General features: G+C 68.2%; 13 protein-coding genes. 9 read left to right on the top strand and 4 right to left on the bottom strand.

The window, feature by feature from the left end:
• The first annotated feature begins 225 nt into the window (after nt 1–225).
• The 4 genes from GAS53_RS53070 to GAS53_RS53085 all read left to right on the top strand — a co-directional run bounded on the left by GAS53_RS53070 (nt 226) and on the right by GAS53_RS53085 (nt 3,148).
• On the top strand, nt 226–960 hold the full coding sequence (locus tag GAS53_RS53070) for an SDR family NAD(P)-dependent oxidoreductase (protein ID WP_151485009.1): 735 nt from the start codon (nt 226–228) through the stop codon (nt 958–960).
• Between the two features lie 67 nt (nt 961–1,027).
• Nucleotides 1,028–1,651: an NADPH-dependent F420 reductase gene (locus tag GAS53_RS53075; protein ID WP_151485010.1), complete on the top strand. Its 624-nt coding sequence runs from the start codon at nt 1,028–1,030 to the stop codon at nt 1,649–1,651.
• A 209-nt stretch (nt 1,652–1,860) separates the two neighbouring features.
• Nucleotides 1,861–2,757, top strand: a complete 897-nt coding sequence (locus tag GAS53_RS53080) for an arylamine N-acetyltransferase family protein (RefSeq protein ID WP_151485011.1) — start codon at nt 1,861–1,863, stop codon at nt 2,755–2,757.
• A 127-nt stretch (nt 2,758–2,884) separates the two neighbouring features.
• The gene (locus GAS53_RS53085; RefSeq protein ID WP_151485012.1) at nt 2,885–3,148 is read left to right on the top strand and encodes a hypothetical protein; all 264 of its coding nucleotides are present in this window, start codon (nt 2,885–2,887) and stop codon (nt 3,146–3,148) included.
• 85 nt (nt 3,149–3,233) lie between these two features.
• Here GAS53_RS53085 and GAS53_RS53090 read toward each other — a convergent pair whose 3' ends face one another.
• The 3 genes from GAS53_RS53090 to phoU all read right to left on the bottom strand — a co-directional run bounded on the left by GAS53_RS53090 (nt 3,234) and on the right by phoU (nt 5,897).
• Nucleotides 3,234–4,658, bottom strand: coding sequence for a TerD family protein (locus GAS53_RS53090; RefSeq protein WP_151485013.1), 1,425 nt, complete (start codon nt 4,656–4,658; stop codon nt 3,234–3,236).
• Nucleotides 4,659–4,920: 262 nt separating this feature from the next.
• Nucleotides 4,921–5,073, bottom strand: coding sequence for a hypothetical protein (locus GAS53_RS55860; protein WP_192583706.1), 153 nt, complete (start codon nt 5,071–5,073; stop codon nt 4,921–4,923).
• Nucleotides 5,074–5,219: 146 nt separating this feature from the next.
• Entirely contained in the window at nt 5,220–5,897 is a 678-nt protein-coding gene (phoU, locus tag GAS53_RS53095; RefSeq protein WP_151485014.1) for a phosphate signaling complex protein PhoU, read from the bottom strand.
• A gap of 290 nt (nt 5,898–6,187) precedes the next feature.
• Between phoU and GAS53_RS53100 the strand changes: the two genes are divergently transcribed.
• Both GAS53_RS53100 and GAS53_RS53105 read left to right on the top strand, forming a co-directional pair.
• On the top strand, nt 6,188–7,525 hold the full coding sequence (locus GAS53_RS53100; RefSeq protein ID WP_151485015.1) for a sensor histidine kinase: 1,338 nt from the start codon (nt 6,188–6,190) through the stop codon (nt 7,523–7,525).
• Nucleotides 7,522–8,202 carry a response regulator transcription factor gene (locus tag GAS53_RS53105; RefSeq protein WP_033322296.1) on the top strand — a complete coding sequence of 227 codons (681 nt, stop codon included), beginning with the start codon at nt 7,522–7,524 and terminating at the stop codon, nt 8,200–8,202. Before GAS53_RS53100 ends, GAS53_RS53105 begins: the two co-directional genes overlap by 4 nt.
• Before the next feature lie 158 nt (nt 8,203–8,360).
• On the opposite strand, the gene GAS53_RS53110 is transcribed toward GAS53_RS53105, so the two are convergent.
• A complete protein-coding gene (locus GAS53_RS53110; protein ID WP_151485016.1) occupies nt 8,361–9,047 on the bottom strand; it encodes a copper chaperone PCu(A)C in 687 nt (228 codons plus the stop codon).
• A gap of 701 nt (nt 9,048–9,748) precedes the next feature.
• Here GAS53_RS53110 and GAS53_RS53120 point away from each other — a divergent pair.
• From GAS53_RS53120 to ispF, 3 genes are all read left to right on the top strand, one after another.
• Complete coding sequence (locus tag GAS53_RS53120; RefSeq protein ID WP_003953493.1) at nt 9,749–10,231, top strand: CarD family transcriptional regulator; 483 nt, start codon at nt 9,749–9,751, stop codon at nt 10,229–10,231.
• A 330-nt stretch (nt 10,232–10,561) separates the two neighbouring features.
• Nucleotides 10,562–11,314: a 2-C-methyl-D-erythritol 4-phosphate cytidylyltransferase gene (gene ispD / locus GAS53_RS53130; protein ID WP_151485017.1), complete on the top strand. Its 753-nt coding sequence runs from the start codon at nt 10,562–10,564 to the stop codon at nt 11,312–11,314.
• Nucleotides 11,304–11,822, top strand: coding sequence for a 2-C-methyl-D-erythritol 2,4-cyclodiphosphate synthase (gene ispF, locus GAS53_RS53135; protein ID WP_151485018.1), 519 nt, complete (start codon nt 11,304–11,306; stop codon nt 11,820–11,822). The genes ispD and ispF overlap by 11 nt, the downstream gene beginning before the upstream one ends.
• Nucleotides 11,823–11,870 lie beyond the last annotated feature (48 nt).

Consider the following 11,870-nt stretch of genomic DNA (forward strand, 5'->3'; position numbering starts at 1 on the left):
CGCAGGTCCAGATCCATGGCATCTCCCGGTCCGGTGATGCCTTCAGGGTATCACCACGGCTAAAAGAAGTCTTGGACACCCACTCAGGAAAATGCGAGCCTGAATAGGTACCTATTGGGGCCGAAGCGAATTCGGCACAAGAATTCGACATCGGAACTTGATAGCAGGGCCCAGGCCCAGAATGAGCACACTGTTTTGGATACCCATCAATTCAACGGAGTGATCGTGGGAAAGCTCGATGGCAAGGTAGCGGTGATCACCGGCGGATCCACCGGCATGGCACTGGCCGGCGCCAAACTGTTCGTCGAGGAAGGAGCGCACGTCTTCATCCAGGCCCGGCGGCAGGAAGCATTGGACGACGCCGTCAAGCTGATCGGCCGCAACGTCACCGCCGTCCAGGGTGACGCGGCCGAACTGGACGACCTGGACCGCTTGTACGACACCGTCAAGCGGGAAAAGGGCTCGATCGACGTGCTGTGGGCCAGTGCCGGGATGGGCGAACCCGCCGTCCTCGGCGAGATCACCGAGGAACAGTTCCACCGCGCCTTCTCGCTCAACGCGCGCGGCACCCTGTTCACCGTGCAGAAGGCACTGCCGCTGATCAACGACAACGGCTCGATCTTCATGACCGGATCCAACGCCTCCCTCGGCGCCTTCCCCGGCTGGAGCCTCTACGCGGGAAGCAAAGCCGCCCAGCAGGCCTGGGCCCGCGTCTGGCTCAACGAACTGCGCGACCGCAAGATCCGGGTCAACGTCCTGACCCCCGGCCAGGTCGCCACCGCCAAACAGGAAGAACTGTTCGACGAGGCGACCAAGGCCGCATTCGAGTCCCTCATCCCCCGCGGAAAGATGGGCCGCCCCGAAGAAATCGCCACCGTCGCCCTGTTCCTCGCCTCCGACGACTCCAGCTACGTCAACGGCCTGGAACTGGTCACCGACGGCGGCACCACCGCCATCTGAACCACACACCAGGAATGCCGCGGGCACACCCCACAACAACCTCGAGAACAGGAAGAGAGCACACCTCATGAGCAGCATCACCCTCATCGGTACGGGGAACATGGCCCGTACCATCGGCACGCTCGCGGTGGCGGGCGGCAACACCGTCGAGGTCATGGGACGCGATCAGTCCAAGGCCGATGACCTGGCCAAGGCTCTGGGCGGCGGCGCGGCGACGGGCAAGTGGGGCGCCGTCCCGGCCGGGGACATCGTCATCACGGCCCTGTTGTACGACGGTGTCGTTCCGGTCGTCGCCGAGTACGGAGACGCCCTCGCGGGCAAGGTCATCGTCGACATCAGCAACCCCTTCAACGCCACGTTCGACGGACTGGCCCACAGCGAGGAGACCTCGATCGCGCAGGAAGTCGCCAAGGTGGCCCCGGCCGGCGCCAGCGTGGTGAAGGCGTTCAACACCATCTTCCGCAATGTCCTGGAGAAGGGCCGGCCCAACGTCTTCATCGCTGGCGACAATGCGCAGGCCAAGGCGGGCGTGGCGGCATTCATCGAGAGCCTCGGGCTGCGCCCGCTGGACGTCGGCGGCCTGAAAATGGCGCACTGGCTGGAAGGAATGGGCTTGGTCACGGTGGGCCTCGCCGGCAACGGGGTTGGCCACTGGGACTTCGCCCTCGGCGTCAACGAATTCACCGGCTGAGCCCTGGGGCCGAGCAGTCGGAGAACAGGGCGCCGTGCGCCCTGACAATGGTTGTCCTTGGGACCGGTCGGGCGCCACAGGGTCGTCTGTCGGTCGGCTGGCAGATACGGCACAGCCCTTGGGCGGCGCCGCGAACTAGGCCCTTGGGCCCAGACGGGCCGGTCTCCCGGTCCGACGCGGGTGCCGTTGTCTGCGCATACGGTCAGAGCATGGCGTACACGACCGCAGCCGCGACCGACGGCACCCCGACCCCCACCCCCACCCCCGTCCACTCCTCCGGCGAGTCACCGCGGCTCGACCTCGATGCGTATCTGGCACGTATCGGCTGGTCAGGGCGGCGTGAGGCAAGTGTGGAGACGCTGCGGTCGGTGCACCGGGCCCATGTCCAGGGCATCCCGTTCGAGAACGCCCAGGCCGTGCTCGGCTCCGCGCCCTCCCTCGAACTGGCCGACCTCCAGGCCAAGCTGGTCCACAGCCGCCGCGGCGGTTACTGCTACGAGCACAACACCCTCTTCGCCGCCGTCCTCGAAACGCTCGGCTTCGCCGTCACCCGTCTCACCGCGCGCGTCCGCGTCGGCGCACGGGGCGCCATCCGCCCGCGCACGCACATGCTTCTCCTGGTGAAAGTGCCGGGCGACTCACAGCAGTACCTCGCCGATGTCGGCTTCGGAAGCATCGGCGGCCTGCTCGACGCCATCCCGCTGACCGCCGACACCGAGGTCCACGACGGCGGCCGTACGCACCGCCTGGTCCGCGAGCCGCATCACGGTCTGGAGGACCTGTGGGTGCTGCAGACCTTCCAGGACGGCGCATGGTCCGACCAGTACGCCTTCACCCGGGAGCCGTACGAGCCCGCTGACTACGAGGTCATCAACTGGCACGTGGCGACCAACCCCCGTTCCCCCTTCCAGCACACCCTCTACGCCCAGCGCACCACGCCCGACACCCATCTCGCCCTCACCGGACGCGTCCTGGTGACCACGCGGGCCGACGGTACGAGTGAGGAGCGGGAGCTGACCGATCCGGCGGAGGCGCGGCGGGTGCTGGACTCCGACTTCGGCATCGAACTACCTGAACCAGCGGAGAAGGCACGGCCGGAGCTCTGAGGGGAGTCGACAGGGCGGGGAGCAACCGAGCCCGGCCGTCGCCGGACACGCCGCACAGACACGTGCTTGTGCCCGGTGAACGGAGCGCGCATCGTGGCCTTGCGCCATCGAGTGGAGGAGCGACCGTATGCCGCAGAACCCGGAGTTGCACATCTGGTTCCAGCCGGTCAATGGGGAAGCGCTGGCCGTCAAGAGCAGCGACTTCGAAACGCTGGAATCGGCTGTCACCACGCTGAACGACGCGCTCGAACAGGGGCATACATTGCGATTCAAGCTGATCGGCCCGGATGACTCCGACAACGGATTCGCCCTGGTCAACTTCGCCAACGTCGTGGCGGTGAAGGTGTGGCCGGAGCTGGTGAAGGGCGTCGACGACGGCCAGTACCTCTGATGGCCAGTACCTCTGACGGCCGGTACCTCTGACGGCCAGTGCGTCTGACGGTCAGTGCGTCTGACGACGGCTCAGGCCTGCCGGGTCAGGGCCTCTTGAACTCCACCGGGCCGCCGTTCATCTCGATGGTGCCGTCCGCGTGCAGGACCGGGCGGCGTTCCGTCATACGGGCGCTGTACGCCTCGATGTGCTGGATGGCCGCTCCGTCGGGGGCGGTGAAGTCGACGAGGGCGATGGCGACCCAGTAGCGGGTCTTGGTGTTCTCGAAGAGAGGGACCGTGACAGTGGAGCCGCGGCCGTCCGTGACGACGACCTTCGCACCGAAACTGCGGAAGGACCCGAAGCCGTTGCTGACCGCGGAGTACGCGCACAGCAGGACGTAACCCTGCTCGTCGGGGCGGACGATACGGACCGACTCGCAGCCCGGGACGCGGGCGTCGCCGTCGAGAAGGATGAAGGGCTGGTTCTTCAGCGAGCCGAGATGCTTGTAGTAGACGACGTCCCCGCCGCCCTTCCCCTTCTTGGCCGTGCCTCCAGTACCGCCGGTGCCGCCGGTGGCCTGAGCCGGGTCCGTCGCACCCCCTGGCCGTAGCGGCCGGCCCTGCGGAACATGGCCCGCCTTCACCAGCGTGCCCGGTATCTTCGCGCCCCCGTGCAGAGCCTTCGACGCCGGTACGAACAACGCGTACAGGTCGAGGTCCGCGCCCTTCTTCCGGCGCTGCTCGCTGCCGCCGTCCCACTCCAGGGACGCCGTGACCACCAGCTCGCGGTCCTTCTTGTCCAGACTGAGCGAGACCTGGCTGCCCTTGTCGAGACTGATGGTGCCGAGGGGCGGTTTCACCAGGCTCATCGGTGCCGCGGGCGGGGGTGGTGCGGGTGCGGGCGCAGGCGTGAACGCGGCTGCGGGCGTGGGTACCGACGCGGTCGCAGCGGTGCCGTACGGCGATCCGCCCCCGTCCGCAGCGGACGGCCCGACCGCTTCAGCCTCCTCCGGCTCGTCCACCCGTACCCCGAAGTCCGCTGCCAGCCCCGCCAGACCCTCCGCGTACCCCTGCCCAATGGCCCGGAGCTTCCACGCAGGCCCCCGGCGGTACAACTCCAGCAGGAGCACGGCGCGTTCGCCGTCCGTGAGCGGCGGCGGGCGGAAGAGAACCGGATCGGCACCGTCCTGGGCCGCACGGACCATTACGTCCTTCACCTCGCGGAAGGTGCGGGACACGTCATCGGGGTCGCAACTGCCGACCAGGATCACCCGGTCGACGTCGGCGGGCAGCGCGGACGGATCCATCTCGATGCGCTCGGGGCCGGTGGCGTCGGCGGCGAGGTGGCGGACCGCGCCGGACTCGGCGGAGGGCTGGTTGTAGAAGACCATGTCGTCGTCGGACCTGACGTTGCCGTCCGCGCCGACCAGCAGCGCGCTGAGGTCGACCGGGTCACCCACCGCATGCAGTTCGGCGGTGATACGCCCGGTCCCCACCGCCGTGTTCCCGCCCTTGCCGAGCTCTGCCATGCTCGCCACCCCCACCGGTGTCCCAGCCCGACGGCTGTCCAGCCACCCTGTCACATCAGGCCATGGCTCAAAGGAGATTCGGCATCTCTACGGGTGCGGCCGGCACGAACCGCTGCCGAGCCGACCCCTCCGACGACGTCCGACATGAACACGGAGTCCAGTACGGAAACACGGAGTCCAGTACGGACGCGAAGTCCGCTACGAACACGAAGGGGCCCCGCACCTGAAGTGGGGCCCTTTCGCGGTCGTACGTCGTACCTGGTCAGCCGCACTGGCAAGGATTGCCGGACTGGCACCCGCATCCGCAGCCCGAGCCGCAACCGCAGGCGCCGAAGAGCGGCAGGCTTTTGATCTCGACGGGCTGCTGGGTCTCGCGCTCCTGCGTCGGGTCGGGCGTGGTGGGGGATTCGGCCATGGGTCCCTCCTCGAAGGCTTGTGCCTACACCCATTGCATTCCCACCCGGTCAGGCGCATCAACGGCGCACAGAGGCTCGTACGCCCCTACGGGGATTCGATGCGCCCCACCCAACCGCCGGAGGCGAGACCGCCGGAAGCGAAGAGTTACGCCCCTTCAACCGCGGGCGCAGCCTGAATCTCATCCGCATGCTCACCGGTGACCAGGTACACCACCCGGTTCGCCACGGACACAGCGTGGTCCGCGAACCGCTCGTAGTAACGGCCGAGCAGCGTCACATCCACCGCCGTCTCGATGCCGTGCTTCCACCGGTCGTCCAGCAGGTGCTGGAAGAGCGTGCGGTGAAGCAGGTCCATCGCGTCGTCGTCCTGCTCCAGCTGCAGCGCGAGGTCGACATCCTTCGTGATGATGACCTCCGCGGCCTTGGCCATCAGGCGCTGCGCGAGCTGGCCCATCTCCAGGATCGTGGCGTGCAGGTCCTGCGGGATCGCGCGCTCCGGGAAACGGAGCCGCGCGAGCTTCGCCACGTGCTGGGCGAGGTCGCCGGAGCGCTCCAGGTCGGCGGACATACGGAGCGAGGTGACGACGATCCGCAGGTCGGTGGCCACGGGCTGCTGCCGGGCCAGCAGGGCTATCGCCCGTGCCTCGAGCTCGTGCTGGAGATCGTCGACCCTCTGGTCGCCCGCGATCACGCTTTCCGCCAGCTTCAGGTCGGAGTCGAGGATCGCCGTCGTGGCGCGACCGACCGCCGACCCGACAAGGCGGGCCATCTCGACCAGGCCCTCGCCGATCGAGTCAAGTTCCTCGTGGTACGCGTCCCGCATCAGGATGTCCCTCTCTACGTCTGCATTCGGGGGTTCAAAAGGGGGCTCGTGAACCCCACAGTCCCACGATCCGGCCTGAACGCGACGGTTTCCGCCCCCGCAAATGAACCATCACTGGCCCCCAGGTGAACTCTGGGCGACACCACCTCTTCTCCCTGGTGGGAGGCCCGCCCGTTCCGCCCGTATGAAGTGAACCGGCATCGTCTCCAGGGTGAACTCTGGGCGACGAGTGTTCGAGTCGACCCTCGGACGGCTGTGACCGGGGGGTACAGCGTGCCTAACCTGGAGCCATGGACGTGAACGCGGCGGTCGCCGCAGCGGCAGCGATCGCCGGTGTGCTCACCGGTGTCATCGCCATGCTGGCGTTCCGCTGGAGCGAGCGGGAACAGAAACGCCCCACCCGCACCTCCCTGCACACGGACCCGGTGCTTCCGCCGGGCGTGGACACGGTCCTGTCCGTGCTCCGGTCCTCCGCCGTCGTACTCGACGAGGCCGACGCCGTGGTCAAGGCCAGCTCGGCAGCGTATGCCCTCGGTCTCGTCCGAGGCGGAAAACTGGCCGTGGAGCCGATGCTCCAGATGGCCCGCGACACACGCAGGGACGGGGAGATACGGCAGGTCGAGCTGGACCTGCCCCGCCGAGGCACCGGCCGCGGCGGCGACGCGCTCGCCGTGTCCGCCCGCGTGGCGCCCCTCGGCTCCCGGCTCGTACTGCTCCTCGTCGAGGACCTCACCGAGGCCCGCCGGATCGAGGCCGTACGACGCGACTTCGTCGCCAACGTCAGCCATGAGCTCAAGACCCCCGTCGGCGCCCTCTCCCTCCTCTCCGAGGCCGTCATGGACGCCTCCGAGGACCCGGAGGCGGTGGAGCGCTTCGCCGGGCGGATGCAGATCGAGGCCACCCGCCTCACCAGCCTCGTCCAGGAGCTCATCGACCTCTCCCGGGTCCAGAACGACGACCCCCTCGAGGACGCCGAGCCCGTCCGCGTCGACGAACTGGTCGCCGAGGCGATCGACCGCTGCCGCCACCAGGCCGGCACGAAGCAGATCACCATGGCTTCGAACATGAGGGCGCCCGAAGATCTCGAGCAGGGTGGCGGGAGACGGGCGGGCGGCACCGCCGCCCTGAGTATCTGGGGCAATCGGGGTCAGCTGGCCGCCGCCCTGGGCAACCTTGTCGAGAACGCCGTCAACTACTCGCCCGCCCGCACCCGGGTGGGCATAGCCGCGCGCCGGGTGACGGCGCCCGGCGGAGACCTCATCGAGATCGCCGTGACCGACCAGGGCATCGGCATCTCCGACAAGGACAAGGAGCGCATCTTCGAGCGCTTCTACCGCGTCGACCCGGCCCGTTCCCGTGCCACAGGCGGTACGGGACTCGGGCTCGCGATCGTCAAGCACGTGGCCGCCTCGCACGGCGGGGAGGTCACGGTGTGGAGCTCCGAGGGTCAGGGCTCCACCTTCACACTGCGGCTGCCGGAGGCGGGCGCGGCCCGTGACCGCGCGACCGACCAGAAGCCCGGCCAGACGCCCGGCCTCGACGAAGACGACGAGGCCGGTCAGACCGACGGGACGACCACCGTCTCATCCCCGTACGAACCCTTTTCTGCCCCGGAGGTCCTTCCGTGACCCGAGTGCTCGTCGTCGAGGACGAGGAGTCCTTCAGCGACGCTCTGTCCTACATGCTCCGCAAGGAGGGCTTCGAGGTCGCGATCGCGACCACCGGGCCCGATGGACTCGACGAGTTCGAGCGCAATGGCGCCGACCTCGTCCTCCTCGACCTGATGCTGCCCGGACTGCCCGGCACCGAGGTGTGCCGCCAGCTGCGCAGCCGATCCAATGTCCCGGTGATCATGGTCACCGCCAAGGACAGCGAGATCGACAAGGTCGTCGGCCTGGAAATAGGAGCCGACGACTATGTGACCAAGCCCTTCTCGTCGCGCGAGCTGGTCGCCCGCATCCGGGCCGTCCTGCGCCGCCGCGGCGAGCCGGAGGAGGTCACCCCGGCCGCTCTGGAGGCCGGCCCGGTCCGGATGGACGTCGACCGCCACGTGGTCACCGTCTCCGGCTCCAAGGTCGACCTCCCCCTCAAGGAGTTCGACCTCCTGGAGATGCTGCTCCGCAACGCGGGCCGCGTCCTGACGCGTATGCAGCTCATCGACCGGGTGTGGGGCGCCGACTACGTCGGCGACACCAAGACACTGGACGTCCACGTGAAGCGCCTCCGGGCGAAGATCGAGCCGGACCCCGGTGCGCCGCGCTATCTGGTGACGGTCCGCGGCCTGGGGTACAAGTTCGAGCCGTAAACCGAAAACCGGACCATGTACCGGACCACGTGAGTACGACGAAGGGCGGGACCCCTCCAGGGGCCCCGCCCTTCGTCGTGTTGTCCATGACCCGTGGTCGTGTTGTCCACGACCCGTGTATGTCACTGACCCTGATGTACGTCAGTGGCCTGTGCAGGTCAGTGACCCGCGGCCTCTTGCGAAGCCGAGGTCGAGGCGGTCGCGCTCGACGACGCCGCGTCCGTGTCCCCGGAGCCCGCCTCGCCGGTCTCGCCCGCCGGGGACTCGGACCCGGTCGGTGAACCCGAGGGCGACTCGGAGGCCCCGGGCTCGGCCGTCGGCGTCTTCGGGACCTCGGTCGGGCCCCACTGGGAGAAGTGGCCCTCGGCCGGCACGACGAAGGCCTCCAGCTTCACGTCACCGGTCTTGCTGAAGGTGAAGGTGACCGGCTGCGCGTCCCCGTCCTTGAAGGCCTCGCGGCTGCTCTCCAGTACGGCGGAGGCGTTGCCCTTGCCGCCGAGGATCACCGAACCGCCGGCCGGGACGGTCAGCGGCCCCGAGCCCTTCGCGGGCTTGAGCGTGGCGGGCCTGTCGATGCCTTCGACCTTGATCGAGTCCAGCGTCTGGGCGGTGCGGCCGCTGTTGAACAGAGTCGCGGAAACCGCGGCCGGGCCCGTCGACTCCGGCTCGGGCTGGGTGATGACCACGGCGTTCTGGATCTTGATGTCGCCGACGCTGGTGGCGGCGTTGTCCGGCTTGATCTCCAGAGTCTGGGCCTTACTGCCGGCACCGCACGCGGCGAGCGAGGCGATCGAGAACGCGATGGCGGCGGCGGCGAGGGCGCCGCGTCGAAGGCTGCTGCTCACGGCGGCGGCAACTCCTTGAACGTGGGCGAAGCAGGGCGGCTCCTGTATAAAGCCGCCCTAAGGTCTGTCAGCGGCCTTAGGTTACCGAGCCGTTCCCACGCCACCGCACCCGACCCGCCTCTAGCGGACCGCGGACACCTTCCGCCCTGCCGGTGCCTCCTGTGTCACTCGCCGCGCGAGCGCACTGCGTGGCCGCATTGGCAGCACACTGGTTCGCCATTCACATAAGAAGCCTCAGTAAGCCCCCGGACGGCGGCTTGCGGATTTCACGTAAGGAATGCATGGCGGTCCAGGAAATCGATCTTCGGTTGATCACCGGGAGATCTCCGCTCGTTGTTCTGGTCGGCGTTCTGGTCGGCCTTCGGCTGATCTTCGGTTGATCTTCGGCCTCCGTGATCAATTCCGGATTCGTCTCGTACCCGACTCCGGCCACCGAACGGAGTAGCGCAAGACGGACTCTCGGAACCCGACAAATCCGGACGTTCGGCCACGTGGGAGCGGCTCCAAGGTGTTGTAACGTGCGCGTTTCACCTCGCGCGGAGAGCCGCTCCGACCTGCGAATACCGTCCTCCGCTACCCCTCCGAAGCACGTTCCTGTCGGGATTGTCAAGCCCCGAGATATGCCCTGACCTGCGAAAACGCCATTCAGAACACGCGGTTTCCGTGTTACCCTGGATAGCCACGGAAGGGGTACCTGTCACATGACGTTCAAGGTTGGCGACACCGTGGTCTATCCCCATCACGGGGCCGCGCTGATCGAGGCCATCGAAACTCGCCAGATCAAAGGCGTGGACAAGACCTACTTGGTGCTGAAGGTCGCCCAGGGCGACCTGACGGTGCGTGTGCCAGCGGACAATGCGGAGTTCGTCGGCGTGCGTGATGTGGTCGGTCAGGACGGGCTGGACCGGGTCTTCGAGGTACTGCGCGCGCCGTATGCCGAGGAGCCCACGAACTGGTCGCGTCGTTACAAGGCAAATCTCGAGAAGCTCGCCTCCGGCGATGTCATCAAGGTTGCGGAAGTAGTCCGTGACCTGTGGCGTCGTGAGCGCGAGCGTGGACTCTCCGCCGGCGAGAAGCGCATGCTCGCCAAGGCCCGCCAGATCCTGGTGAGCGAGCTCGCCCTCGCGGAGAACACGAACGAGGACAAGGCCGAGGCACTGCTCGACGAAGTCCTCGCGTCCTGACGCCCGTCACGCTCCGATCGCTTTCCTGACCAGGAGCGAAACGAGCGGTTCGGCGTGATGCCCAATGAAATGCCGCGGTGCCCGATGACGTAACCATTGTCGCCGGGCGCTGCGGCATGTTCGTATCCGGATACCGTGCAGTCGCAGGCCCTGATGATTCAGCCCTGATGATTCACGGGTCCGATACTGATGTACGGACCCGATACCTGGCGTGCCGGGCCCGGGCAGCTGGCTCGACCAGATGTCACGGAAGGGTCCGGTCAAGGCGTCGCGCCCGGCACGCTGTGGCCATACCCATGTCGGCCGAGTACACAAACCTGACAGGAACCGATGTCTGACGATTCGCGCCCTTCGCCTTCGGGGGCTCGTACGGCGGCCGTGATTCCGGCCGCCGGCCGGGGTGTACGCCTCGGTCCGGGCGCCCCCAAAGCGCTTCGCGCGCTGAATGGCACCCCCATGCTCATCCACGCGGTGCGGGCCATGGCCGCGTCCCGTGCCGTCTCCCTTGTCGTCGTGGTGGCTCCGCCGGACGGCGCCGCCGAGGTCAAGGTGCTTCTCGACTCGCACGCGCTGCCCGAGCGGACCGACTTCCTTGTCGTACCGGGAGGTGACAGCAGGCAGGAGTCCGTGCGGCTCGGGCTCGATGCGCTGCCGCCCGGTATAGACATCGTGCTGGTGCACGATGCGGCTCGGCCGCTGGTGCCCGTCGATACGGTCGACGCCGTTATCGAGGCTGTGCGGGACGGGGCCCCCGCCGTCGTGCCCGCCCTCCCCCTCGCGGACACGGTCAAGCAGGTCGAGCCCGCGGGTGTGCCCGGGGAGCCCGAGCCTGTTGTCGCGACGCCGGAGCGGGCGCTGCTGCGGGCCGTCCAGACTCCGCAGGGCTTCGATCGCGAAACTCTCGTACGCGCTCACGAGACCGTCACCGACAACGTCACCGATGACGCGAGCATGGTCGAGCAGCTCGGGCTTCGGGTGGTGGTCGTGCCGGGGCACGAGGAGGCGTTCAAGGTGACGCGTCCGCTGGACCTTGTCCTGGCAGAGGCGGTTCTGGCGCGTAGGAGGCTGAACGATGGCTTCTGAGGCTGGGGCTGAGGCTGGGCCGCCGCCGTTGCTGCTGCCGCAGGTCGGGATCGGGACCGATATCCACGCCTTCGAAGAGGGGCGGGAGCTGTGGTGTGCGGGTCTCAAGTGGGAAGGGGAGGGGCCTGGGCTCGCCGGGCACTCCGACGCCGACGTCGTCGCGCATGCCGCCTGCAACGCGCTCTTCTCCGCGGCCGGGATGGGGGATCTTGGGCAGCACTTCGGTACGGGGCGGCCCGAGTGGGCCGGTGCGTCCGGGGTCACGCTCCTGACCGAGGCCGCCCGGATCGTCCGTGCCGCCGGTTTCACCATCGGCAACGTGGCCGTCCAGGTCGTCGGCCCTCGCCCCAAGATCGGCAAGCGCCGCGACGAGGCGCAGAAGATTCTGTCGGAGGCGGTGGGGGCGGCGGTGTCCGTGTCCGGGGCCACGACGGATGGGCTCGGGTTTCCCGGGCGGGGGGAAGGGCTGATGGCGGTGGCCACGGCGTTGGTTGTGCGGGTGGGTTGAGCGGGGGTTTTCTTCGCCCCCGCCGCCCCTACCCGTTCCCGTCCCCTG

The sequence above is a fragment of the Streptomyces albicerus genome (genome assembly GCF_008905045.1).
GTDB classification, from domain to species: Bacteria; Actinomycetota; Actinomycetes; order Streptomycetales; family Streptomycetaceae; genus Streptomyces; species Streptomyces albicerus.

Bases quoted from the DNA above. Each gene is read 5' to 3' on its own strand.
- GAS53_RS53075 (WP_151485010.1), top strand. From the start codon at position 1,028: ATGAGCAGCATCACCCTCATCGGTACGGGGAACATGGCCCGTACCATC.
- GAS53_RS53080 (WP_151485011.1), top strand. From the start codon at position 1,861: ATGGCGTACACGACCGCAGCCGCGACCGACGGCACCCCGACCCCCACC.
- GAS53_RS53085 (WP_151485012.1), top strand. From the start codon at position 2,885: ATGCCGCAGAACCCGGAGTTGCACATCTGGTTCCAGCCGGTCAATGGG.
- GAS53_RS53090 (WP_151485013.1), bottom strand. From the start codon at position 4,658: ATGGCAGAGCTCGGCAAGGGCGGGAACACGGCGGTGGGGACCGGGCGT.
- GAS53_RS55860 (WP_192583706.1), bottom strand. From the start codon at position 5,073: ATGGCCGAATCCCCCACCACGCCCGACCCGACGCAGGAGCGCGAGACC.
- phoU (WP_151485014.1), bottom strand. From the start codon at position 5,897: ATGCGGGACGCGTACCACGAGGAACTTGACTCGATCGGCGAGGGCCTG.
- GAS53_RS53100 (WP_151485015.1), top strand. From the start codon at position 6,188: ATGGACGTGAACGCGGCGGTCGCCGCAGCGGCAGCGATCGCCGGTGTG.
- GAS53_RS53120 (WP_003953493.1), top strand. From the start codon at position 9,749: ATGACGTTCAAGGTTGGCGACACCGTGGTCTATCCCCATCACGGGGCC.
- ispD (WP_151485017.1), top strand. From the start codon at position 10,562: ATGTCTGACGATTCGCGCCCTTCGCCTTCGGGGGCTCGTACGGCGGCC.
- ispF (WP_151485018.1), top strand. From the start codon at position 11,304: ATGGCTTCTGAGGCTGGGGCTGAGGCTGGGCCGCCGCCGTTGCTGCTG.